The 23,713-nt window shown below is 46.4% G+C and carries 21 protein-coding genes; 6 read left to right on the forward strand and 15 right to left on the reverse strand.

What is annotated here, in order from left to right:
• Positions 1-69: 69 nt before the first annotated feature.
• From PEB0122_RS05365 to PEB0122_RS05405, 9 genes are all read right to left on the reverse strand, one after another.
• The gene (locus tag PEB0122_RS05365) at positions 70-2,991 is read right to left on the reverse strand and encodes a bifunctional [glutamine synthetase] adenylyltransferase/[glutamine synthetase]-adenylyl-L-tyrosine phosphorylase (RefSeq protein ID WP_075915951.1); all 2,922 of its coding nucleotides are present in this window, start codon (positions 2,989-2,991) and stop codon (positions 70-72) included.
• Between the two features lie 178 nt (positions 2,992-3,169).
• Positions 3,170-4,588, reverse strand: coding sequence for a sensor histidine kinase (locus tag PEB0122_RS05370; RefSeq protein ID WP_075915953.1), 1,419 nt, complete (start codon positions 4,586-4,588; stop codon positions 3,170-3,172).
• Positions 4,585-5,271, reverse strand: coding sequence for a response regulator transcription factor (locus tag PEB0122_RS05375; protein ID WP_075915955.1), 687 nt, complete (start codon positions 5,269-5,271; stop codon positions 4,585-4,587). Before PEB0122_RS05375 ends, PEB0122_RS05370 begins: the two co-directional genes overlap by 4 nt.
• Before the next feature lie 76 nt (positions 5,272-5,347).
• Positions 5,348-6,850, reverse strand: coding sequence for a Do family serine endopeptidase (locus PEB0122_RS05380; RefSeq protein WP_075915957.1), 1,503 nt, complete (start codon positions 6,848-6,850; stop codon positions 5,348-5,350).
• Between the two features lie 167 nt (positions 6,851-7,017).
• Positions 7,018-7,488 carry a cytochrome c-type biogenesis protein gene (locus tag PEB0122_RS05385; RefSeq protein WP_075915959.1) on the reverse strand — a complete coding sequence of 157 codons (471 nt, stop codon included), beginning with the start codon at positions 7,486-7,488 and terminating at the stop codon, positions 7,018-7,020.
• Entirely contained in the window at positions 7,488-9,470 is a 1,983-nt protein-coding gene (locus PEB0122_RS05390; RefSeq protein ID WP_075915961.1) for a heme lyase CcmF/NrfE family subunit, read from the reverse strand. The genes PEB0122_RS05385 and PEB0122_RS05390 overlap by 1 nt, the downstream gene beginning before the upstream one ends.
• The gene (gene ccmE / locus PEB0122_RS05395; protein WP_075914797.1) at positions 9,460-9,954 is read right to left on the reverse strand and encodes a cytochrome c maturation protein CcmE; all 495 of its coding nucleotides are present in this window, start codon (positions 9,952-9,954) and stop codon (positions 9,460-9,462) included. Before ccmE ends, PEB0122_RS05390 begins: the two co-directional genes overlap by 11 nt.
• Before the next feature lie 34 nt (positions 9,955-9,988).
• Complete coding sequence (gene ccmI, locus PEB0122_RS05400; protein ID WP_075915963.1) at positions 9,989-11,161, reverse strand: c-type cytochrome biogenesis protein CcmI; 1,173 nt, start codon at positions 11,159-11,161, stop codon at positions 9,989-9,991.
• Positions 11,162-11,260: 99 nt separating this feature from the next.
• Positions 11,261-11,668, reverse strand: coding sequence for an RT0821/Lpp0805 family surface protein (locus tag PEB0122_RS05405; RefSeq protein ID WP_083650230.1), 408 nt, complete (start codon positions 11,666-11,668; stop codon positions 11,261-11,263).
• 229 nt (positions 11,669-11,897) lie between these two features.
• On the opposite strand from PEB0122_RS05405, the gene PEB0122_RS05410 reads away from it, so the two are divergent.
• Entirely contained in the window at positions 11,898-13,265 is a 1,368-nt protein-coding gene (locus PEB0122_RS05410; protein WP_075870112.1) for an LLM class flavin-dependent oxidoreductase, read from the forward strand.
• 261 nt (positions 13,266-13,526) lie between these two features.
• Here PEB0122_RS05410 and PEB0122_RS05415 read toward each other — a convergent pair whose 3' ends face one another.
• Genes PEB0122_RS05415 through PEB0122_RS05425 form a run of 3 tightly spaced genes read right to left on the reverse strand, consistent with a single transcriptional unit; the run spans position 13,527 to position 15,914 of the window.
• Complete coding sequence (locus tag PEB0122_RS05415) at positions 13,527-14,981, reverse strand: ATP-binding protein (protein ID WP_075915967.1); 1,455 nt, start codon at positions 14,979-14,981, stop codon at positions 13,527-13,529.
• 17 nt (positions 14,982-14,998) lie between these two features.
• Positions 14,999-15,661: a response regulator gene (locus PEB0122_RS05420; protein WP_075915969.1), complete on the reverse strand. Its 663-nt coding sequence runs from the start codon at positions 15,659-15,661 to the stop codon at positions 14,999-15,001.
• A gap of 22 nt (positions 15,662-15,683) precedes the next feature.
• Positions 15,684-15,914 (reverse strand): hypothetical protein, encoded by a 231-nt coding sequence (locus PEB0122_RS05425; protein ID WP_075870115.1) that lies wholly within the window; start codon positions 15,912-15,914, stop codon positions 15,684-15,686.
• Positions 15,915-16,283: 369 nt separating this feature from the next.
• Between PEB0122_RS05425 and PEB0122_RS05430 the strand changes: the two genes are divergently transcribed.
• From PEB0122_RS05430 to PEB0122_RS05440, 3 genes are read left to right on the forward strand one after another with little or no spacing between them, the layout of a single operon-like run.
• Entirely contained in the window at positions 16,284-18,446 is a 2,163-nt protein-coding gene (locus PEB0122_RS05430; RefSeq protein ID WP_075915971.1) for a transglycosylase domain-containing protein, read from the forward strand.
• Between the two features lie 33 nt (positions 18,447-18,479).
• The gene (locus PEB0122_RS05435; RefSeq protein WP_075915973.1) at positions 18,480-19,076 is read left to right on the forward strand and encodes a DUF1214 domain-containing protein; all 597 of its coding nucleotides are present in this window, start codon (positions 18,480-18,482) and stop codon (positions 19,074-19,076) included.
• Positions 19,069-19,602 carry a DUF1254 domain-containing protein gene (locus PEB0122_RS05440; protein ID WP_075870118.1) on the forward strand — a complete coding sequence of 178 codons (534 nt, stop codon included), beginning with the start codon at positions 19,069-19,071 and terminating at the stop codon, positions 19,600-19,602. Before PEB0122_RS05435 ends, PEB0122_RS05440 begins: the two co-directional genes overlap by 8 nt.
• Before the next feature lie 5 nt (positions 19,603-19,607).
• Here PEB0122_RS05440 and PEB0122_RS05445 read toward each other — a convergent pair whose 3' ends face one another.
• The 3 genes from PEB0122_RS05445 to PEB0122_RS05455 form a co-directional block, all read right to left on the reverse strand.
• Entirely contained in the window at positions 19,608-19,955 is a 348-nt protein-coding gene (locus PEB0122_RS05445) for a DUF1491 family protein (protein WP_075914804.1), read from the reverse strand.
• A gap of 210 nt (positions 19,956-20,165) precedes the next feature.
• The gene (locus PEB0122_RS05450) at positions 20,166-21,152 is read right to left on the reverse strand and encodes a peptidoglycan-binding domain-containing protein (RefSeq protein ID WP_083650232.1); all 987 of its coding nucleotides are present in this window, start codon (positions 21,150-21,152) and stop codon (positions 20,166-20,168) included.
• Positions 21,103-22,293, reverse strand: coding sequence for a sensor histidine kinase (locus PEB0122_RS05455; RefSeq protein WP_075870121.1), 1,191 nt, complete (start codon positions 22,291-22,293; stop codon positions 21,103-21,105). Before PEB0122_RS05455 ends, PEB0122_RS05450 begins: the two co-directional genes overlap by 50 nt.
• 268 nt (positions 22,294-22,561) lie before the next feature.
• Here PEB0122_RS05455 and PEB0122_RS05460 point away from each other — a divergent pair, with 268 nt between their 5' ends.
• Together PEB0122_RS05460 and PEB0122_RS05465 are read left to right on the forward strand one after the other, a co-directional pair.
• The gene (locus PEB0122_RS05460) at positions 22,562-23,044 is read left to right on the forward strand and encodes a DUF5330 domain-containing protein (RefSeq protein WP_143238519.1); all 483 of its coding nucleotides are present in this window, start codon (positions 22,562-22,564) and stop codon (positions 23,042-23,044) included.
• A gap of 121 nt (positions 23,045-23,165) precedes the next feature.
• Positions 23,166-23,591 carry a SufE family protein gene (locus tag PEB0122_RS05465; RefSeq protein ID WP_075870123.1) on the forward strand — a complete coding sequence of 142 codons (426 nt, stop codon included), beginning with the start codon at positions 23,166-23,168 and terminating at the stop codon, positions 23,589-23,591.
• Positions 23,592-23,713 lie beyond the last annotated feature (122 nt).

The following is a 23,713-nucleotide window of genomic DNA, read 5'->3' on the forward strand; positions in this document are numbered from 1 at the left end:
TTAACAGACTGACGCAATTTATAGTTTTCGGGATAAGAAATTAGTCTCCCGCTCTCTATCCACAAAAACTCAGGCCACCACGTCATCAAAAATTTCGCTAACAGTGTTTGCCGTTTCAACAATCAGGCTCTCGACATGGTTCAAATCCGGTTCGCCTACAGTCCTTTGTAAGAGATCTGCCAGCCCTGGCGGCATATCATCCGGATCGAGCTTGTCATTCAGGCATAACCGCATCATCTGACTTAAATTTGTATATACGCGATAAGCATGATGAAGTTCGCCAACGGAAGAGATAGACAAGAAGGATTGGGGCAATTTTTCCAGAACTTCGCCTGTTGTACGGCCTACCACAAATTCGCTTTGGTGTGTAATCAATGCAAATTGAGCAATAAATTCAAGGTCGACTTGCCCACCACGCATTGTTTTGAAATCCCATATATTGATCGGCGGTTTTTCCTGCTCGATCAATTCGCGCATTTCGCGCACATCATGGGAAACCTTTTTCTTATCGCGCTTTAAAGCAATAATAGCGGCCACCTCATCTTCAAGCTCTTGCAAAAACAATTGGTCGCCTGCAACGCCGCGCGCACGGGTGAGTGCCAGATGTTCCCACACCCACGCTTCATTTCTTTGATATTTTCCGAATGCCTCAAACGGCACAGCAACCGGCCCCTTATTTCCCGATGGACGCAATCTCAGATCAACTTCGTAAAGAACCCCCTCGCCTGTTGGTGCAGACAAAGCCGATACCAGTCGTTGCGTCAGACGCATGTAATATTGGGAAATATAAAGCGGCTTTTCACCATCCGACATTTCTGTCTTATTGTCGTAATCATAAAGCAGGATAAGATCGAGATCGGAACCGGCCGTAAGCTCATGGCTACCAAGTTTACCCATCCCCAATATTCCGACGCGTCCGCCTTTAACAAAACCATGCACACGGGAAAATTCCTGCTCGACGGCCTCAAGTGTATTGGCAATCATCAAATCGGCGAGATCAGTGAAAGCACGTGCAGCGCGCTCACCTTCGATAGCACCGTTAAGAAGCCTGATGCCGATGAGGAAGCGCTGTTCACTTGCAAAAAGGCGCAATTGATCAAGAATATCTTCATAGTTGGAAACGCCGCTTAAGAAAAATTCCAGCCGGTTTTGCAAATAGGTTTTTGTCGGCAATTCGGCAAAAATTGCCGGATCGAGCATACCGTCGAAAATGTGCGGTTTTCTGGTAATAATATCGGCAAGACGCGGTGCCGAGCTCATGATGAGAACCAGCATATCCAGCAACGAAGGATTGGATTGTAACAGGCTAAAGAGCTGGATACCTGACGGAAGCCCCTGTAAAAAAGCATCAAACCGTGACAAGGCCTCGTCTGCTCTTTTGGTAGCACCAAATGCTTTAAGAAGCGCAGGCGTCAGTTCGGTCAATCTTTCTCTGGCTTCTGCAGATTGGGTTGCACGATAACGCCCGAAATGCCAAGTCCGGATGATGCGGCAAATATCACTGGGGCGTGCAAAGCCCAATTTCGATAATGTCGCAAGCGTGCCCGGGTCATCATCCTCACCGGTAAACACCAGATTTCCGGCCTCCGACCCTAGTTCCTTTTCCTGTTCGAACAATGCTGCATAATGATGCTCGACGGTTGTCAACGTTTCCAGAAAATCGCGGGTAAAATCATTGATATTTGTGTACCCCATCATATAGGCAACGGCGGTAAAGTCTCTATCATCCTCGGGCAGGATATGCGTCTGTTCATCTTCGAGCATCTGGATGCGATGTTCAACATTGCGTAAATAAGCATATTTGTCGCTCAATACATCGCGTGTTTCGTCATTGATCCAGCCGAGCGAACAGAGTTCGGCAAGCATATCGACAGTACGCCTCCCCCGAAGTTCGGGGAAACGCCCGCCGGCGATCAATTGTTGGGTTTGCACAAAAAACTCGATTTCGCGTATTCCACCGCGTCCGAGTTTGACATTGTGGCCGCGAACAGCAATTTCCCCATGGCCTTTATAAGCATGAATTTGGCGTTTGATTGAATGGATATCGGCAATAGCCGCATAATCTAGGTATTTGCGCCATATATAGGGGGATAATTCGTGGAGAAACTCTTCACCAGCCTTGATATCGCCTGCGACAGGACGCGCTTTGATCATGGCTGCACGTTCCCAATTCTGTCCCCGACTTTCATAGTAATGGAGAGCCGCACTTATTGGCAGAGCAAGAGGAGTAGAGCCGGGATCGGGGCGCAACCTCAAATCGACGCGAAAAACATACCCGTCAGCGGTGCGTTCCTGCATGATACGGATAAGCCGACGCATCATTTTGGAAAAAACATCTATGCTTTCAAATGGTTCGCCAATATGGGACGACGTTTCGTCAATAAAAACAATAAGGTCTATATCGGAAGAATAATTAAGTTCGCGAGCACCGAGTTTTCCCATTCCGAGAACAACGAGTCCGCACTCTTTTTCCGGATTGTTGTAATCGGCAAGATTGATTTTGCCTTGATTATGTGCATCTCTTAATAAAAATCGCAGGGCAGCCCCGAGTGTAACTTCAGCAAGTTTTGTCAACCATTCCGATGTCATGGCAGATGTAAAGAGCCCGCCAAGATCAGCCAGCGCAATCAACACATGCATTTCAAGTTTTTTTTGCCTCAGTGAGGCCATCAAAAGCGCTTCGGTGATATCTTCAAGCCTATCTATCTGCGAAGTTTCCTCAAGCAAATCATGCAACCGTTCCGATATATCTTTATGAAGAAGCGGAGCAATAAAGGCCGGATTGCGCACAAGCGTTTCACGTAAAAAAGGTGAAAGCGTCATGACTGTACCCAGAAATTCCGACTGGCCCTTGCCTTTTTCAAGTTCGCCGGCGAGTTCTTCGAGCCCGTTTTCACGGGCTTTGTCTGTCATATCGGCCAGCCATTGTGCGCCGGTTGCATCAAGCGGGGTCAAATGTTTCAACTTTTCATTCCAGAAAGCTTGCTGCATCACTCTTAGTCTTCCCTAATTATACGGCATGACAGTGCTATCTCATGTCTTTCAACATTAATAGAAGACTATTTAATGAACAACAAAAATGACAAACTACTAAATTGAAATGCTGTGTTATTGTTTTTCTTAAGCTGCAGCTTTTTCTGTTTGATGTTATGCGACACCAATTTTGCTGTTATGGCTTTTTTGTCCCGATTTTTTCTTGTGACAACTCGGGAAAAGAAAGAACAGCTTTCAAACCGGGCTTTGCATCTTCGAGTATAAGTTCGCCACCATGAAGTTTCATAACGGCTTTTGCCAAACTCAAGCCGATTCCGAAACCCGGTTTTGTGCGGCTATCTTCAAGTCTCACAAACCGTTTGGTGACCCGTTCCCTGTCTTCAGGCGCAATACCCGTGCCATTGTCACTCACGATAATTTCGATACGGCCAGCATTTTTTGCCATAGATAACGATACCAAAGGCTTTCTTTCAGGTACTGTACCATATTTGATGGCGTTTTCGATCAGATTGATGAGTGCTTGCGCCAGAAGTTCCCTGTTTAACAACAAGGTTACATCAAATGTTTTGCCCATCTTGAATGTAACGCCTGCTTCTTCGGCAACCGGCCCGTAGAGCTCCCCGACATCTTCAACAATAGGACGTGCGTCAAGCCTTTCCAGATGCTCGACCGATGTGCTGGCCTCGATACGGGAGATCATGAGGATAGCGTTGAATGTGCGGATCAATTGGTCGGATTCAGCAATAATTTCCTCCAACGTTTGACGATAATCAACATCTTTGTCACGCCTGGACAATGCTTCATCAGCGCGATTACGCAACCGTGTTAAAGGTGTTTTCAAGTCGTGGGCAATGTTGTCTGATACATGGCGTAGGCCGACATTGAGTTCTTCAATACGGTCAAGCATGACATTGAGATTTGCAGAAAGTCGATCAAACTCATCGCCTGCCCCCGAAACCGGAAGCCTTCCTGTCAAATCTCCGGCCATAAGGCGCTGGGAAGCAGCCGTCACCTGATCTATGCGTTTCAAGGCGCGCCTGCCGACAAAAAACCAGATGAGCAATGCTCCAACAGCCATGGCAGCCAACGCAAACATCAATGCCTTTTTGATAATAACAATAAAAGTTTCAGGCTCGCCGATGTCGCGCCCGACCAGCAATTTCATTCCGTTTGGCAGATCAATTACAGTTGCAATAGCACGATGTTTTATCTTTTCCCCGCTATCGCCAAACCGCGAATAAACGACGGAATTGTGAAGTAAGCCGCTACCATTCAAGAGTCCCGGTTCTATACTTTGTACATTACCGGCCAAAAACCGTCCCTGTGGATCAGCCACGAGATAAAGAAAAGCACCCGGTTGACGTGACCGGCGATCAATGGTTCGCACAAGAAGTGGTAACCCACCGTGTTGATAGGCATGCGCGATATTGCCGACCTCTTCATTCAACGTCTGTTCAGTCTGTTCGGTCAACATGGAAACAGCGAGTGACGTCATATAGATCGAAAGCCCGATGGCAACCAGTCCGAAAAGAATGACATAAAGGGCTGACAGGCGCACGGCCGTGGTGCGCATTAGGCTTTTGATCCTGCTCATGATGGTTTATCAACCGCTTTCAACATATAGCCGGCACCGCGTACGGTATGAAGAAGCGGTGTATCAAAACCTTTTTCAATTTTCGAGCGAAGTCTCGAAATATGAACGTCAATGACATTGGTTTGCGGGTCGAAATGATAGTCCCAGACATTTTCGAGAAGCATAGTGCGCGTGACAACTTGTCCGGCATGACGCATCAGATATTCAAGCAAACGGAATTCCCTTGGCTGCAGAATGATATCCTGGCCTCCACGCTTGGCAGTGTGCGCCAAACGATCAAGTTCCAGATCACCCACGCGATAAATTGTTTCGGCTTCTTTAGGATTTTTACGCCGCTGTAACACTTCTATGCGGGCGAGCAATTCTGAAAAGGCATAGGGTTTCGTCAGGTAATCATCGCCTCCGGCGCGCAAACCCGTTACACGGTCATCAACCTGTCCCAATGCCGAAAGAATAAGTACCGGCGTTTCGATACCCTTGGCGCGAAGCGCCATGATAACCGACAATCCATCCTTTTTCGGTAGCATACGATCAACAATGAGAACGTCATAATTACCATTTTCTGCCAATGTTTCTCCTGTTTCGCCATCACCGGCAACATCGGCAGAATGCCCTGCCTCTGTTAAAGCTTTTTCCAGATAGCGCGATGCTTCACGATCATCTTCGATAACAAGAACTTTCATAAAGAGCACCTCACATAACTAAAACAAGCATAAGCTATGGCAAAACTTTGCCATAGCTTGTTTACACATATGACGTCTATTTATTGGCAATCGGCAAAGCAACAAAACGGTTTTGTCCATTGCTTTCAACTTGCAACAAAACGGCTGTACGGCCGGATTTCTTTGCTTCCTTGATTGCATCGACAAATTCGGCAGCTTTCTTCACCGGATGGTTATTGGCCGTCATGATAACATCGCCGGGACGAATTCCCTTATCCGCTGCATCGGAATCCGGATCGACATTGGTTACGACAAGCCCCGAGCCTTCCTCGGCAGGAGTGACAGTCAAACCGTAATCATCAAGTGTTTCAGATGAACCGTTTTCGCCTTGAGGCAAAACCCTTCCATCGCTCTTGTTTTCGTCTTTCGGCATTGCGGCAATTTTTACCTTTATATCGGTCTGTTTGCCATCTCTCCAAACGCCAAGTGTTGCGGTTTCACCCGGTGTGATATTTGCAATGTGGCGTGCAAGATCGCGTGCGTCGGCAACCTGTTCACCGTTGACAGAAATGATTGCATCACCGGCCTTGACACCGGCTTTTGCTGCCGGTCCATCCAAAGGATCGGCAACCATTGCGCCTTTGGCTTCCTTCAAGCCGATGGAATCGGCAATCTCTTTGGTAACAGGTTGAATTTGAACACCGATCCAGCCGCGCTCGACCGAACCTTTTTTAATGAGCTGGTCAACAACCTGTTTTGCAGTTGACGAGGGAATAGCAAAAGCAATGCCGACATTGCCGCCGGAAGGCGAGAAAATCGCCGTATTAATGCCGACGACCTGACCGTTAAGGTCAAAAGTCGGACCACCAGAATTACCGCGATTAACCGCTGCATCAATCTGGATAAAATCGTCATAGACACCAGCGCCGATATCACGCCCGCGTGCCGAGACGATACCGGCTGTCACTGTTCCGCCAAGTCCGAACGGATTACCTACAGCCACAACCCAATCACCGATGCGAACTTTTGAATCGTCGGCAAAATCAACATAGACAAATTTGCGCTTGTCGTTGACTTTCAACACAGCAAGATCAGTACGTGGATCGGTCCCAACCAATTTTGCATCAAGCTCGGTTCCATCATCAAGCACAACCGAATAGGTTGTTCCGTCCGAAACAACGTGATTATTGGTGACGATATAGCCATCTTCAGAAATAAAGAAGCCCGACCCCTGTGCGATCGGCCGCGGTTTCGACCGTTGGCCCGGACGCGCCTGCGGACGGTGATGTTCATTAAAATCCTTGAAAAAACGTTTGAGCGGATGATCATCAGGCAACTGGTCTATGCCGGGACCACCAAAAAATCCCGTAAATCCCTGATCATCATTTTTCTTGTCGCTCTTGACCTGAACGGAAACAACTGCGGGCTTTACCTGTTCGACGACATTGGCAAAACTTTGCTGTTGAACACCTTCAACGTAAACCGGTTTTGCCTGAGCAATATTGGTAGAAAAACCCGGTCCTGCGAAAATCATCGATCCCGCCAAAGCGGTTGACATCGTAATAGTTGCCAACGTTTTGCGAATAGGGGACATCTGCATTCTCATAAACTCCTTCTAGACTGCGGCTTTAACGCATATGTTGATGGAAAGATAAGATGTCAAACCTTACCATCGCCTGTCCAATTTATTAAAATTTTGTAAGGTTTTAAGAAAATGCAAGTCTTTTCAAAAAGATCATTCCGTCCTTTTTCTTGTATTTTGACGGGTTACCGCTTTTTCGCCTTCAATATCCGGTCAAGTTGCTGTTTTTCAGCTTCGCTGAGCGGCATCAACTTGTTGTGTTTGCCGCACTTGACCCTAAAGATAATCGCCCCTCCGGCAATCACGATAATCAAAAGTGGTGCAAGCCACAAAAGTATCGTCTCACCATTCAATCGTGGTTTTAACAACACAAATTCGCCATAGCGGGCAACCAGATAGTCGACAACCTCAGTATCTGTGTCACCGGCTTTCAAACGTTCGCGTACAATAAGTCGTAAATCGCGAGCAAGCGGCGCATTTGAATCGTCAATCGATTCATTCTGGCAAACGAGACAGCGTAAATGCGAAGAAATATCGCGCGCCCGTGCTTCAAGTGCCTGATCTTGCAAAACTTCGTCCGGTAACACTGCCAAGCCGGCACTATTTATTAAACAGCAAAAATAAAAGGCAGCAAGGATTCGACAAAAAAAACGCATCAAGCCCCCTTCTTCAACTTTTTGCTACGGGTTAACGCGCGTTGTGGAGCACCGACGCGGAGCCTGCGATCCGACAACGAAAAGAGTCCGCCGATCATCATAAATATTGCACCAAGCCAGATACAGACAACTTCCGGTTTCCACCAGATGTGAAGCACCAATCCGTTGTTATTAACGTCACCCGGAGCAATGTAAAGTTGGGACAGCCCATAATTCTTTATGCCCGATTCTGTTGTCGGCATATTTTGCGAAGGATAAAAGCGCTTGGCTGCTGTGATGGTTCCCAAATCCTTGCCCGCCTTCGACACTGAAAATTGGAATTGGGTTTCCGAGTAGTTGGAACCATGAACATTACGGGCACCTTCAAGCAGCACCTGTTTATCCGCTATCGTTGCGCTCTGCCCTGCCCCAATTCTCAAAATGTTTTCGTGTCCGAAGGTTGCCACTACAACAATGCCGAATAATGTAATGCCTAAGCCAATATGAGCCAATGCTGTGCCATAATTTGACCTCGGCAATTTACCAAGGCGTCTTAGACGGACGAAAAATCCTGTGCTTTTGGTACCGCTCTTGAACCAGAGGTCATAAAGGCCGCCGAAAAAGACAAATGCTGCCAGTCCGATCCCCAAGGAAGCGAGAATTGATCGCAAGGATGTGAGGTAAAAAACAATCAATATTGCAATAATTGCCAGTACAAAAACGCCCGAAAGCCGTTTGGCAACAGCAAGCATATTGCCCCGTTTCCATGCCATAAGGGGGCCGAACGGGACCATCAATAATAACGGCACCATAAGGGGGCCGAAGGTCAAATTGAAAAATGGCGCACCAACCGAAATTTTTTGGCCCGTCAATGTTTCCAGAAGTAAGGGGTAAAGCGTGCCGATGAGCACGGTAGCCGTTGCAGTTGTCAAAAACAGATTGTTAAAAACCAATAGTCCTTCGCGTGATATCGGACGAAACAGACCACCGGTTTTAAGAGATGATGCGCGTAAGGCAAAAAGAACTAATGCCGCGCCGATGAAGAAAAACAGAATGGCGAGGATGGCACGTCCACGTGCCGGATCAACCGCGAAACTGTGAACCGAGGTGAGAATGCCCGAGCGAACAAGAAAAGTTCCCATCAGCGACAACGAGAATGTCAAAATGGCGAGAAAAAGCGTCCAGATTTTCAAAGCGCCACGCTTTTCTAAAACGATAGCAGAATGAAGAAGCGCAGTACCAGCAAGCCACGGCATCAGTGAAGCATTTTCTACCGGATCCCAGAACCAGTATCCACCCCACCCCATTTCATAATAGGCCCAATAAGAGCCGACCATGATACCACCGGTCAAAAATATCCAGGAAACCAATGTCCATGGTCTCACCCAGCGTGCCCAGGCTGCATCAACACGCCCGTCAAGCAAGGCAGCGATTGCAAATGAAAAACAGACCGAAAAGCCGACATAGCCGAGATAGAGAAGCGGCGGATGAATAGCAAGTCCGATATCCTGCAAAATAGGATTAAGATCACGCCCCTGAAGAGCGGGAGGATTAACTCTTAAGAACGGGTTTGAGGTGAAAAGAATAAACAGCAAAAATGCTGTGGTGATCGACGCCTGTGTCGATAAAATCAGCGCTTTCAGCCGCTCGGGCAGATTACCTCCGAAAAGTGCAATAAGAGAGGAAAAAAATGTGATAATAAAAACCCAAAGCAGCATCGAGCCTTCATGGTTTCCCCACACGCCGGTTATCTTATAAAGAAGCGGCTTTTCGGAATGCGAATTTTGCACAACATTCAGAACCGAAAAGTCCGAAACAATATAGGCGTGAATTAATGTGGCAAATGAAACGAGCACAAGCACAAAGACCAGATGGGCAATAGGCGAGGCAGCATCAACCAAACGCCGATCGGAACGGTAAACACCGATGACAGGAACAATCGTCTGGAATATTGCTACAGCCAGTGCCGCACACAGTGCAAGAGAACCGATCTCAACGCTCATGTTTCTGATAAGCCTCCCACAATCCTTGGGCTTTAAGCCTATCGACAATATCTTTTGGCACATAGGTTTCGTCATGTTTTGCCAAAACACGATCGGCAACAAAAACACCATCCGGCACAAAATGACCTTCTGCAATGATTCCCTGACCTTCGCGAAAAAGATCGGGTAGAACGCCATCGAATTTCACAGTTTCCTTGTTGGAAAAATCGGTAATTGCAAACGTTATTCTGGTTCCGTTTTCTTTATTAACCGAACCTTTTTCAACAAAACCGCCGAGCCGCAAAGGCCGGCCGGATGAAATATCTTCACCGGTTATTTCTGAAGGCATGCGGAAAAAACTGGCGGTACCCCGCATGGCATAAAGAACAAGCGCCGCTGCAACCGCCAATACGACGAGCCCACCCAATATCATCATCAGGCGTTTGGTCTTACGACGCCGCAACCCTTTCTGGATTGTCAAACGTACGGCTGTTTCATTGCTCATAATCTTATTTCCTGACTTTCACGTTAAGAGATTTTTACTTCAACGCAAGCCCTTGTGCTTTTGCATAAGCCTCAAGCTCTGACGCTTTATCTTTTGTAAGTTTCGATGTTCCCTCTTTTAACGCGTTTCTTGCCTTTCCGGTTTCTTTTAAAACGAGCCATGAATGGATCAATTGTTTCCAACCCTCAAGATTGTCCGGGTTCTTTTCAAGTTTTTGTGCCAATTGTTCCACCATTGCGTGAATGGCATCGTTGCTATCATTATCGCTGGCAACCGGCTTATTTCCGGTACCAGAAGCTGGTTCGCCGTTTCCGGAAATCGCGCCGCCTTTAGCTCCCTGTTCGCGGGAGGCGGCACCAGTTTTTGCTTTTTCCAGCTCTTTGATCATCATTTCAACACGCTGGCGTCCGGCATTGTCTTTCACTTGTCGCGAAAGATAATCTTTCAGCCCTGATATTGCTTCATCAATTTTTCCTGCCTGTCGGAGAGATTCAGCAATAAAGAGACGTGGATAGAAGTCATCCGGAGACAGTTTTGCCGCTTTTTCGAAACTTTTCTCGGCGTCTTCACTTATCGTTCCTCCATTATAGCCGACAAGAGCCATCCCGTAGCCCACCAGACGGGGTGCAGAATCACCATTCAAACGCAAAGCACTGACGTATGTATTGACAGCATCCTGAAAACGTCCGGCAACAAGATAACCGGTTGCAAGTTCGTCTGCCAATTTTCCGTCATCCGGACTGCGTGCAAAAAGTGCTTCCGTGCGAACAAGCTTTTCTTCGGGCGTCAGTTCTGCGGGATCTTTCATCATAAGATCGTTGAAGGGATGGCTTTGAAGTCCCGGATTTCCCAAAAGCGAATAAACTCCTATGGTAATAAGAGGCACGCATAAAACCGCTACAATAATAACGCCCTTTAACCCGCGGCTGCGGTGATTTATAAAAGCGTTTCCGGTTTTTTGCTTTTCAGCCGTCAATATATTACGCGAAAGTTCAAGCCTTGCTTCGTCAGCGCTTTCCTTGTCAATCAGGCCGCGCTTCAAATCAGCATCAAGTTCGGATAATTGGTTTTTATATATTTCAATATCCGAAGTGGAAGAATCCACAACCACCCGTTCCTGCCCGTTTTTGATCGGGCGACTAACGGCATAGAGCACAACCATTGTCACTATGGCTGCGAAAATGAGAACGATAACCCAAAATGTCATGATGAGTTCAATATAGAAACGTTAGAGAAAAAACCAGAACCTGCACTGCTTTCTCGCGTCAAATTGATTGGATAGACGATGGCGGATTGATGAAATGTGTCAAATGAGCGGCGACCATGTGCCGTTTGCGTTACGACATGCACTACCATGAACCGTTTGTGGAACACCGTTAATTGTGAATGAATGGCTATATTGGCGACAATTTTGCGAACCAACCTGATAGGGCTGCCCCGGTGTGACACTACCCGATGCCCCATTTTTGGCGGATGTCCAGGTCACTGTTTTTCCGGCATCTGTATATTCAAGTGCTTTATATTCGGCTTCCAGTGCCTGCTTGCGATCGTCTTTTGAAAGCGACTGTATCGATGATCCCAACAATCCGTTTCCCATGGTTTGCAAAATAACCTTTGTATCGGCAAGCCCTGTTACACCATTCGGTGCACGGCTATGGCTACAAGCCGATAAAGCTGCAAATAAAACCAACAGGATGAAACTGCGTATCTTCATGCTGACACCAACAAATTCCGTTACTACTTTCTCATATCGGTTTAGGAAACGGATTACAAAACTTTTTTTCGTCACAAAGTTACATTAATTTTTAAAATATATAGGAAAAACAGTGGGATATAAAAGCTCACGGAATGTTTTATGGAAAGTTGGAAACAAAATAACGTATAGTTGTATTTCAACGAAATAAATTTTCTTTTTCCCGACGAACTTTTAAGAGGATTGATCAATGCGGCGGATGTATTTGAACGCCATGGTGTTCGGTTTGGGAAGTCATACGGCTTCCTGGCGGTTACCGGATGTTGATCCACTTGCAATTACCCGCCTGTCCTATTGGACAGACATTGCAAAACGGGCTGAAAGAGGACAATTCGATTCGCTGTTTTTAGGTGATATTCTTGCTCTCCAGCATGAAGTAAAATATAGTGTAAGCGGCGCGCTTGACACCGTTGTGGTTTTATCGGCATTGGCTGCCACCACCGAAAAAATCGGCCTCATTGGTACAGCTTCCACAACATTTGATCATCCTTATCATATTGCCCGACGCTTTGCTTCGCTTGATCATATTTCCAATGGTCGGGTCGGTTGGAATATCGTGACATCAACAACATTGTCGGAAGCAAAAAATTTCGGGCGGGATGTTATTGCCCCCTGTCAGGAACGTTATGCACGTGCCGAAGACGTTCTCAATGCCGTTATGACACTTTGGGAAAGCTGGCAACCCGGTGCACGCATTGCCGATAAAAAAACCGGTCTTTATCTTGATCCTTCAGCAGTTCATAATGCCAATTATACCGGTTCATATACGCGTTCTATCGGTCCGCTCACTGTGCCACGTTCGCCACAGGTGAAGCCGATATTGGCACAAGGTGGCGCCTCCGAAATCGGTCGTTCGTTTGCTGCCCGCTACGCCGATCTGGCGTTTACTGTACAATCCAATTTGGCCGGCGCACAGCAGTTTTATAAAGATGTTAAACATCGCACAGAAGAAGATGGCCGGAATTTTGATGATATATTGGTGTTTCCGGGAATCGTTCCGGTCATTGGCAAAACACATGAAGAAGCAGAAGCAAAATTCAATTATCTGAACAGTTTTGCTGTGCCTCAATCGGGTATCCAGCGTCTTTCCTACATTTTCGATAAAGATTTGTCAGGCCTGCCACTTGATGAACCACTCCCTGAAGCTTTATTGAAAGTGGCAGATGATAAAACCGCACCAAGCCGTACTCGTCTTATTCTGGGTGATGCGCGTTTGCGCAAGCTTACACTGAAACAAATGATAGAGCGCTTCATGTGCTCGCGCGGCCATCTTCTGGTTGTCGGAACGGCCGAAGAAGTCGCAGATACAATGCAAAACTGGTTTGAAAATGAAGCAGCCGACGGATTTAATGTGCTGTTTCCCTCCCTCCCCTTTGACATTGACGTATTTTCCGAAAGCGTCATTCCAATTCTTGAAAGAAGAGGCTTGCACATCAAACCTCGTGAGGGCGAATTATTGCGTGAACGTTATCAATTACCATTCCACGAGTTGGAGGCAAGCCAACCGGCTGCACCTAAACATTATATGGCAATGGATATTTCGACGACGCATCATTGATGCCTGCTCTTTTTACCGGTAGCGGCAGACATATTCGAGCGAATAATTTCGAGCGAATAATTTCGAGCGACTAATTGTTGCGACCTGTGATCATGTCTCATGACAGCTGTCAAACACCGTCAATGCTATAAATTTTTATGGAATTGGCGAAGTGTTGTGACTTTCAAACACGCTTATATTTGCCCGGTACAGAACAGGAAATGAAGTGCGCGAATGCATCTTTTCATTCCGACTGTTTGTAAGAAGCCTCGCCCGAATTTTTCAAGAGTTTGCATAAGGCAGAGTAAGCGTTATGCAAAGCCCGCCAAGCTTTGAGTTTGTCAATTCGACACTTCCGCCATATTCGCCAACAAGTTCCGCAACGATTGCAAGTCCAAGCCCCGTTCCCGGCTTGCTTTCGTCCAATCTTTTGCCCCGTTCAAGGGCATCTTTGCGCTGGTTTTCAGGAAGTCCCGGGCCATCATCTTCAACAGAAAGGGCAAACATCGGGTGAACAGAATCTGCGTCTGCAACCTCTTTGTTTAAAGTTTTACAGCTTAAAACGACACGCTTTTGCGCCCATTTACAGGCATTTTCGAGAATATTTCCGACCATCTCCTCAATATCCTCTTTTTCTCCGATGAAGATAATCTCGGGTTCCTCCATCGAGAAAGAAATTTCCTTCGCAAAATTGAGCTTACCCATAACTCTGACAAGTCGCTCCAATAATGGTCGAATTGGTGTGCGATAAATAACGCTATCACGTTGGGCAGCGATACGGGCACGCTGTAAATAGCGGTCAATCTGGGCACGCATAATATCGGTCTGCTCTTTAAGCAGTTTTACATTAAGCGGATTACGATCAAGAGGTTTACTGGAGCTTTGGTCGATTTCATTGGATATGACTGATAAAGGAGTTTTCAACGAGTGGGCAAGATTTCCCACCTGAACACGAAAACGTTCGACAATACGTTGGTTATTATCAATCAACGCATTCATTTCACCGACAAGCGGCATAACTTCCAAAGGCAGATCTGTGTCAAGGTGGTTGGCCTTGCCAGCACGAATATCGGCCAATGAGTGCCTTATCCGTTGAAGGGGGCGCAAACTGATGTAAATGATGACAAGATTGATGAGAATACTTGCAGCACCGAATAACGAAAGATAGACGAGCAATGTCTTCTTGAATTTTTCAAGTTCCGCTCGCGTTTCATCAATATTTCCCATAACGCGAAAGCGGGCAACACGATTTTTGTTGTCTAAAATAATATCACTTTCGACAACGCGCAAGCGCTGGCCTTCCGGCCCTTTAGTTCTATATGAACGAAAAAATTTTGGATCGAAAGGATCTGTTTTCTCGCTTGGAGAGGCTACTTTTTTTACTCCTAGAGAAGAAGAAGTCAGTCTACCCTTGAGATTACCGGATAGTGCGACCACTTCCCAATACCAGCCGGAGGAAGGGTCAGAATATCGTATATCCCCGAGTTCGGGATTTCCTTGGAGCTTTCCGTCGGAAGAAACATTGACCGATGATATCAGGCTATAAAGGTGAGCTGTAAGAATGCGTTCCAGATAATCGTTATTTGACTGGCGATAGAAGACGAGGCTGACAACCGATATGAAGGCCAGCGCTGCAATGATCCACAAAGTCAAAAATATATTGACCCGAAGCCCCAGTGATTTACTGATGGTCTTGAAAAAAAGCTTCCAGTTCGTTTCGCCTTTTACCGTTTCCATGGGCAAAACATTGTCTATTATTCAGGGGCTTTCAAGCGGTAACCCATACCGCGTATCGTCTCTATAACATCGACGCCCAATTTTTTTCGCAACCGGCCTATGAACACTTCAATCGTGTTGGAATCCCTGTCAAAATCCTGATCGTAAAGATGTTCTGTCAAACCGGTGCGCGATATGATTTCACCCTGATGATGCATAAGGAAGGATAACAGAGCAAATTCCAGTGATGTCAGCTTGATCTGGCTGCCATTGACTGTAACCCGCGAGGTTTTGGTATCAAGGGTAATCGGCCCGCAGACAAGCTCGCTTGACGCATGTCCAGATGCGCGTCTTATCAGCGCGCGCAGGCGTGCAAGGACTTCTTCCATATGAAAGGGTTTTACGACGTAGTCATCGGCTCCGGCATCAATGCCTGCAACTTTATCCGACCACCGATCCCTCGCTGTTAAAATCAGAACAGGCATTGAACGCGAATTCTCCCGCCACCGTTCGACGATGCTAATGCCATCCATTTTTGGTAAACCGAGATCAAGGACGACAGCATCATAAGATTCGGTATCCCCCAAAAAATACCCCTCCTCGCCATCATACGCGCGGTCAGCAACATATCCGGCCCCGTTAAGTGCCTCGACGAGTTGGCGATTGAGATCGCGATCATCCTCTACAACGAGAATTCTCATTGACGATGCTTCCGACGCTTCCTCAGTTTGCAGGTACTGCTACTTCAACGCGGCGCGGCTTTTCGCCGTCACGGGCGGGAATGAGAACTATTACAACGCAGGTATTGCCATTTTGTGTATCAAGTGTAGCACGGGCCAATGTGCCGCCCTGCTCTGTTGCAACGCGTTTTCCTACTTCCGTGCAATCGGCCGCATAAGCTCCGGTTGCACCTGCAAAACATGTCAGAATTAAAAAAAACAGAAACTTTTTCATGATAACGCACTCATATCCTATTTTGTCTGAATACAAAATGAACAAACCAATTATTTATTATCCGATATTTCCAACTTTCTATAATCCATGAAAAGTCGTCATTTGCAAACTGCTACCATATTTACTTTAATATTAGGGAAAGCCGCCATTTTTCAATGGTCATGCGGAATTGGGCTAATCCACCCGTTTCGATTACGGTTCTTTATCGACCGGCCTGTTGATTGAATGATGAAAGCTCTTAACCTTTTCACTCTAATTTAAACCTTAAGAGAGAAAAAACTCTTTCGTTCTAAAGGTTCGATAAGCTAATATAGACGAGAGTTTGCGTTGCTCTTAAAAAGCTGTAGTCAATGACACGGATTGCTTTCCATGTTCGGTTTTAAAAAAAATAATAAAAGTGACAGGAAGCGTTTCCGTAGCCCTCTTTTGATCGGGCTTGATTCGTGGATTGACACCTGCCTTTACCGGTTCGGGCGGGCAATGGCAGTTTTCTGGGAAAATGCCACGATTATATCGCGTCGATTCCGCGTGCGCGGCTGGAAGAGGCTAATCGTGGAAGTCGTCGATGAAGGATTAACCCTCGGACTTATCGGTTTTGCCATTTTCACCTTCATCGGCGTGTCGGTTTTTTCATTAACGAAAAAAGACTGGCATTCTCCGGAAGATTTTGCAGTAAATTTTCTTGATAGACATGGCAACTACATCGGAAGCCGCGGTGCTCTCCATGGCGAGCCTGTGCCAATTGAGGAGATGCCTGATTTTGTTATCAAAGCGGTTCTGGCAACCGAAGATAGACGCTTCTTCGAACATTGGGGAATCGATTTTTATGGTCTGTCACGTGCATTCAGTCAAAATTTGCGCGCCCATGGTGTTGTTCAGGGTGGCTCGACACTCACCCAGCAATTGGCAAAAAATCTTTTTCTAAATAATGAAAGAACGTTCGAGCGAAAAATCAAGGAAGCCTATCTGGCGATATGGCTTGAAGCAAATCTTTCCAAAAAACAGATTTTGCAGCTCTATCTTGATCGGGCTTACATGGGTGGTGGTGCGTTCGGTATTGCAGCTGCCTCACGTTTTTATTTTGGCAAAGATATACGGGATGTTTCGCTTGCCGAAGCTGCAATGCTTGCCGGACTTTTCAAAGCACCCGGGAAATATGCCCCCCATGTCAACTTGCCAGCAGCGCGGGCACGTGCCAATGTTGTGTTGTCGAATCTGGTGGATGACGGCTTGATGACCGAAGGACAGGTTATCGGGGCACGACGCCATCCCGCAAGTGTCGTCACAGAGCTTGATAATGACGAGCCGAACTATTTCCTTGATTGGGCATTCGATGAAGTAAGAAAACTTGGCAACAAATTACCGAACCATAATGTCGTCGTTCGCACGACTCTTGATCAAGGCATACAGAAAGCCGCCGACGAATCGATTGAATATTATCTTCAGCAATATGGCGCCCAATATAAAGCCACACAGGCCGCAGCCGTTATTCTTGATAATGACGGGTCGGTTAGAGCCATAGTCGGCGGGCGCGATTATCAACAAAGCCAATTCAACCGCGCAACCCAGGGCGGACGTCAACCGGGTTCGTCTTTCAAACCTTATGTCTATGCTGTTGCGATGGAACGCGGCCTCACTCCGAAAACAATCATTTCCGACGCTCCGATCAACTGGGGTGGTTGGTCACCTCATAATAATTCCGGCCGTTACAGTGGCAATGTTGACCTTGCAACGGCTCTTGCCTTTTCGATCAATACAGTACCGGTTCGGATAACCTATCAATATCTTAATCGCGATACGCAGCCTATTCGTGATCTGATCAAGAATATGGGCATTGACGCAAATATCTTTTCGCATAAGACGATGGTTCTTGGCACATCCAACATGACTCCGCTTGATCAGGCAACCGGTTTCAATGTGTTTGCCAACGGCGGTATGGCCGGTAACCGTCATGGCTTTACCCAAATTATGACATCAGATGGTAAAGTTATTTGGGATTGGACGAGAGATGGCGAAAAACCACATCGGGTGATGAGTGCACAATCTGCGGCCTATATGAACCAGATGATGGTAGGCGTGACCACACGGGGCTCCGGTAAACGCGCTCAATTACCGATGACACTCGTTGCCGGGAAAACCGGAACATCTCAAGCTTATCGTGACGCATGGTTCGTCGGATTTACCGGAAATTATACCGGTGCAGTCTGGATGGGAAATGATGATTTTTCGTCAATGAACCGCGCATTCGGCGGCGTTGTGCCTGCAATGATGTGGAACCGCATAATGCTATATGCCCATCAAAACACAACTATCAAACCACTTTTTGGCGTCGAAAACTCGATCCTTTCCAATTCGAAACATTCCGAAACCGATAATTCCAATGAAAATATTGCTCCCGACCTGCCGCAGGTGCTCTCGCCCGCCTCTTCAAAAGTTATCAAATCACTGATTGAAGAGTTTCAGAAGGCACCACTTCTAACGCCCGCAAGTTCGGCGCACGTCGTATCCTCTTCGACAAGTGAGATACGTTAAACCGGAAGGGCAAGAAACAGGAAAAGCCGCTTTATGTTTTATCGCATATTTCTCGTCACTCTAAGCCTTTTCATAGCTATCGTCGGCGGAGCCTTAAGCGTCAATTATGTTCTCGATAGTTTCGACGGTTTCGGCCGCTTGAAAATCGGTCAATGGGAAGCCTATCCGCAGGCTGGAACCGACGAGGCGGATGCCTATGCACGTGCCCGTGCAGCAAAGCGCGGCGATATTTCTTTAGGCAGAACCGAAGGCCTGGTTTTCCAGCTCTGGCGGGATAACCACAACCACTCCTTGAAAAGCCTGTGCACTTACCGCCTTAAAGGTTTTCTGCCCGAAACCAGATTGTTTACCCTTTATGCCGCAGACCATGAATTGCGTGCCCAATGGGTAGATGACAAACTTCCTACCGAATTATCAAGTTCCAACGTCGTCTGGAATCAGGATGGAACATTGAATGTACTGGTTTCGCCTCAACCGCAAGCTGGAAATTGGCTCGCTACACGAGGCAAGCGCGAATATGGATTGATCCTGACACTTTACGACACACCGATTGTGACTTCGACAGCACTACAAAAACTCAATATGCCAACAGTCGAGGTTGTTCCAACGGGAGTACGCAACTGTGACTAAATTAATCTACGCGCTTCTGGTCGGGATTATAGGAGCCATTATTGTTCACATTTGCGTGGTGTTAATGGTACCCCATTTCAGCGAACTCAATACGTGGAAACGTTTGCTCGCAACAAATAACAAATATAATTTTGCCCCGCTTGGCGAAGATAATCCGATCGTTGCCTCTACCGACCCGTTATTCCACCTCAAAGCTTGCCGCTTTAATCTTGATGACGGCCCCGTCCACATCAAGGCCGAAGGTACTGCTCCATTTTGGTCAATGTCGGTTTATGACCGTAACGGAACCAATTTTTACAGCTTGAATAATCACACTATGCCGAACGGAAAGCTTGATCTTGTCATCGGTAATCCCGGTCAGATCATGGAACTGAAACAATCAACACCGGAAAGTGTTGAAAATTCTGTGCTCATAGGAGAAGATATTGCAGATGGATTTGTTATCCTTCGCAGTCTAAAGACCAAGTTGACAAATAATGGCGATGAGTTCCTTGACCATGCCCATTGCCAGACGCTTGATTACTAGGCGTTTCAAGCTTTCACTGTGTTGAACGGCAATTGTTTTGGACTATAATTTTCAAATTCGACCAACCATAAATCAGCATCGAATTGTAGTTCCTTTTCAAGTTTTTCAACCGCGACTGCCTCTTCGACATCTACCAGAATTTTTATAAAGCAACGTTCGTCGCGATCGCTTTGTTCGGTATAAAAGCTTTGTGGAGCCGGTCCATAAAGATCAACCTTTCCATCTTCTAAACGATCCAGAATGAAAATCGTGCCTGCTTCGTTGGAGCCACGACGGGTAAGATAAGCGAAACCGCCCTCTGCGCGAACACGGCGCATTAAAGCCGCCGTCCAGAAATCTGACGTAAGACGCATTCAATACTCCGAAAATCTGCCCTTGAACGACAAAGCTTGAATGAAATTCAAATACGACTTTCAGCTTGCCGTTACCCGAACTATTCAATTTCTAAATAAACTATCAAAGGAAAACAAACTACGATAGCCGAACGTTATTTATGATCTTAAGTTTAGAATTCAGACACATTATGGGGCCGATTGACGTTTCACCCGTTCCGAGCCACGAATCTATCCGATAAGACCAATATCTTTCATTTTATCAATCACTTCCTGATTGATTTTTCCGGTGATGGTCAGGCTGAACATTTTTTGAAAATTCCTCAACGCTTCAGCTGTGTTTTCATCCTCTGTGCCGGTCACCACCACATGATCATCTCCGAATGCGCGTAAGCCCGCCTGAACGCGCATAATATCGGCAGTTCCCGCTTTAAATCCGTTGATGTTCGTTGCTTGTTGTGATGCTGCAACCGCTGGTGTGGCTTGCAATATTTTAACATCACCATTATCCGCACCTGTTTTGTTTTGGTTTCCCGCAGCTTCCTTTACGGCAGCGATATTTTGACCATTGGCAACAGCCTGCCTGGTGGTTGATAGTGATTGTGTTGTAACCTGATCCACATTGCCCGACTTTGGTAAAGCTCCGCTGATCAAAGAGGCAATATCATCCTGTTGTTTGCCCCCATTCGGATTTCCGTTCCCTTTGGAATTTTGCCGCCATAATGCGATAGCATTTCTCGTTTTTGGGCCATCTAGTCCATCAAGAGGACCGTCATAAAGCCCCATTGCAGCCAACATCTTCTGGGCATCCAATAAATTGTCAGGAAGCGTTGTTTCTTTGGACGTCGGTGACGGTTGCGATTGAGAAGCCGGAGAGGCAGATGAGGATACTGCAGAGACAGTCCCTTCCTGTGCATGATCCGCTTTGTTAGACGTGCTCTGGGCAGAAGGCGCCGAGATCTGCTGTGCCAGTGGACGGGTCTGGATAAAAACCGCATGATGGCTTGCACTTTGGTAGAAGAGTGCGTTGAACGTTACAAAACCGAATCCCACTAAAAATAGGAAAAAACCACATGCCATGAGCGGGTTTTTTCGCGCATGACGATATACCCACGCGACAAACAAGCGCAGCAGATGGCCCAATCCGGAGAGAATTGCAAGAAACAGACTACGCTGTTTTCCGGCTCGGGTTCGTGATGTTTTTCGTTGACTTGCCATTGTTCCTAATTTTTGTTTTCGGGGTTAGAAGATATTGATTATTTGAGGACCCATCGCCATTAACCGGTTCGGTTGAAGAATTGTTGAACGGGGTGACCAATCTTGTCGGATCAATCGGCAAAAGCAATTTCACCCGCGTACCTTTTCCCTTTTGACTTTCAAACGAGATTTGACCGTTCGCACGTTTGACCAGATCGAACACCATAGCAAGACCGAGACCGACACCTTCGATCTTACAGACGACAACGTCGGACGCACGCAAGAATGGCAATCCCAAACGCGCAATATGTTGCTCATCCATTCCGATGCCATCATCCTTGATAGTGATTTCACAATAATTGTCGGAGCGGGTTGCAACATGAATGTCGATATGTCCGTCATCATTGCTATATTTTATAGCATTTGAAATAAGGTTCATGCATATCTGACGGAACGATAGCGTATCAAGACAACAGCTAATCGGTATTTCAGTGCCGGCAAGAGCAATTTTTCTATGTCCGTGCAGCGGCAAGGTGAGCTCTAAGGTCTCGTTGAGCACATTGGCAACTAGGCAGGTACCGGCGCCGTTTTCATCAAGCTGTCGATTTTGATCTTTCAATGTCTTGTTGACGATTCCCAACAGATGGTTACCCGCCTTTTTAATCATTGCGATATATTCATGGCGCTTTCCGTCCGCTGCACTCTTGTCTTCGACAAAATCGAGCAGGTCGGCAAATCCCAATATTGCGTTTAAAGGTGTGCGCATTTCATGGGCGGCGCGTGCAAAAGGCGAAACCGCACTCACGTCTATATCATTGATCTCGTCGCTGTTAGCTTCGATAAAAAGCTTGATGACTTTTTGGTCTGTCGAAAGACAATGGACAATAACCGAAACGAATCGCGTACGATCAAGTCCGTTCATGCGAATTGAAATCGGCGAGGCAATACGGTTTTCGCGAACATCTGCTAGGAATGACAAAAGAATGATACGATCATTGATATGTACATGATCCGACAAAGAATCGCTTTGTTTTAAATATCCCAAAAAACAGTTTGGCGCGGCATTTTGAAGCAAAATACCCTGGCTGTTTACTGTCAATGTTGCGTTCAATGTTTCCATTGTTCCGATTAAAACCTTGTCGCTTCCAGTTTTGCGCATCATTTTCGAGCACGACGCCATTTGTCACAAACAACGTCTGTAGCTCACTGCACCCAATCTGGCGGCAAGTTTTTAACGAAAGGATAATAAACAGGAGAAGACGGTAGCAAGTCGCATATCTTCGTCGCTATGGTTAACAACTACCACGAAAAATCATCAAAAAGCCTGTGGTTTCTTGAAAAAAACTCAATCCTGTCAATCTTTCGTCAATCATAAAACGTTACAGTCGACATTATCCTGCTCATTTGTAACTGCGTTGTGTCGGGGCGTTATGATACGGTTTTTTATAAAATCCTTCTGTTTTTTAACTCTGTTTCTGGTGATCATCTCGTTTTTGGGAACATCCGGAAAAAATAATGGTTCTCAGCCTGATCAATATATGAATACTGTCGAGGCGCTATTGGCGGTCAAAGATACGGTCAATGACCTTGGCAACTTCTGCGAACGCAATTCCGATACGTGCGAAACCGGTAAGACTTTTTTCGGCTCGCTTGGCGAACGTGCACGTGATGGTGCACGTATTGCCTATGAATATCTGGACAGAACATTCGGCTCTGACAAAGGCGAGAAAAAATTGCCGCCTGAAAATATCAATACCGGTTCGATCACGCCTGAAAAAGGACATGACGAGCATGAAAAGCATGAAATAAAGCCCGCTATGCCAAAAATGGATAGTGCTGCTACATCTTTAAACAAGCAGGCAACCGGGGGAAAAGACGAAGCACATTCCAGTCACAACAAGCCGCTCGAATAGGTTATCGAAAGCAGAACGGCAAAAAGCTTTCAGTCGAAAAATTTACTTTTTCTCGAAGACGGAGTAAACGGTTCAACGAGAACTATTAGACATTCGAGAAAAAGCAGAACGATAATAAATCATGACTGACACAATGAACGATATTCTGGAAAGTTTTTCCATGCTTGACGATTGGGAAGACCGCTATCGTTACGTTATCGAACTCGGCCGCGAACTCCCCCCTTATCCGGAAGAAGCACGTGATGAGGCACATAAGGTGCCCGGATGTGTCAGTCAGGTCTGGTTGTTGACCAAACGTGGCGAAGGTGCCGATCCGGTGATGACTTTCGAGGGCGATTCCGACGCACATATCGTACGCGGTCTTGTCTATATATTGATAACATTCTATTCGGGAAAGCACGCCTCGGAAGTTCGTGATGCCGACATCGAAAAAATTCTGAAAAAATTGGGTCTTGACGAAAATTTGACACCACAACGCTCGAACGGCTTGCGGTCGATGGTTGAACGAATTCGCCTTGAAGCCCGAAACACTCTTCAAAAACAATAAATCTATGTTTTTATAATCGGATTGAAGCTTCCATCCGCAAACATGCGTGTGTCAATTTGAATCGGGACTTCAATCGATTTAAAAAACGGGCACATTAAAAAATGCACCCGTTTAAATTTTCA

Source organism: Ditibartonella apis (assembly GCF_001952075.1).
In the GTDB taxonomy this organism is placed as follows: Bacteria; Pseudomonadota; Alphaproteobacteria; order Rhizobiales; family Rhizobiaceae; genus Bartonella; species Bartonella apis.

Coding starts and splice junctions, on each gene's coding strand:
- PEB0122_RS05365 (WP_075915951.1), bottom strand. CDS start 2,991: ATGCAGCAAGCTTTCTGGAATGAAAAGTTGAAACATTTGACCCCGCTT.
- ccmE (WP_075914797.1), bottom strand. CDS start 9,954: ATGAGCAATGAAACAGCCGTACGTTTGACAATCCAGAAAGGGTTGCGG.
- PEB0122_RS05420 (WP_075915969.1), bottom strand. CDS start 15,661: ATGAGAATTCTCGTTGTAGAGGATGATCGCGATCTCAATCGCCAACTC.
- PEB0122_RS05450 (WP_083650232.1), bottom strand. CDS start 21,152: ATGGCAAGTCAACGAAAAACATCACGAACCCGAGCCGGAAAACAGCGT.
- PEB0122_RS05380 (WP_075915957.1), bottom strand. CDS start 6,850: ATGCAGATGTCCCCTATTCGCAAAACGTTGGCAACTATTACGATGTCA.
- PEB0122_RS05435 (WP_075915973.1), top strand. CDS start 18,480: ATGTTTTATCGCATATTTCTCGTCACTCTAAGCCTTTTCATAGCTATC.
- PEB0122_RS05385 (WP_075915959.1), bottom strand. CDS start 7,488: ATGCGTTTTTTTTGTCGAATCCTTGCTGCCTTTTATTTTTGCTGTTTA.
- PEB0122_RS05410 (WP_075870112.1), top strand. CDS start 11,898: ATGCGGCGGATGTATTTGAACGCCATGGTGTTCGGTTTGGGAAGTCAT.
- PEB0122_RS05445 (WP_075914804.1), bottom strand. CDS start 19,955: ATGCGTCTTACGTCAGATTTCTGGACGGCGGCTTTAATGCGCCGTGTT.
- PEB0122_RS05430 (WP_075915971.1), top strand. CDS start 16,284: ATGTTCGGTTTTAAAAAAAATAATAAAAGTGACAGGAAGCGTTTCCGT.
- PEB0122_RS05405 (WP_083650230.1), bottom strand. CDS start 11,668: ATGAAGATACGCAGTTTCATCCTGTTGGTTTTATTTGCAGCTTTATCG.
- PEB0122_RS05455 (WP_075870121.1), bottom strand. CDS start 22,293: ATGATGCGCAAAACTGGAAGCGACAAGGTTTTAATCGGAACAATGGAA.
- PEB0122_RS05415 (WP_075915967.1), bottom strand. CDS start 14,981: ATGGAAACGGTAAAAGGCGAAACGAACTGGAAGCTTTTTTTCAAGACC.
- PEB0122_RS05370 (WP_075915953.1), bottom strand. CDS start 4,588: ATGAGCAGGATCAAAAGCCTAATGCGCACCACGGCCGTGCGCCTGTCA.
- PEB0122_RS05425 (WP_075870115.1), bottom strand. CDS start 15,914: ATGAAAAAGTTTCTGTTTTTTTTAATTCTGACATGTTTTGCAGGTGCA.
- PEB0122_RS05460 (WP_143238519.1), top strand. CDS start 22,562: ATGATACGGTTTTTTATAAAATCCTTCTGTTTTTTAACTCTGTTTCTG.
- PEB0122_RS05465 (WP_075870123.1), top strand. CDS start 23,166: ATGACTGACACAATGAACGATATTCTGGAAAGTTTTTCCATGCTTGAC.
- PEB0122_RS05390 (WP_075915961.1), bottom strand. CDS start 9,470: ATGAGCGTTGAGATCGGTTCTCTTGCACTGTGTGCGGCACTGGCTGTA.
- PEB0122_RS05375 (WP_075915955.1), bottom strand. CDS start 5,271: ATGAAAGTTCTTGTTATCGAAGATGATCGTGAAGCATCGCGCTATCTG.
- ccmI (WP_075915963.1), bottom strand. CDS start 11,161: ATGACATTTTGGGTTATCGTTCTCATTTTCGCAGCCATAGTGACAATG.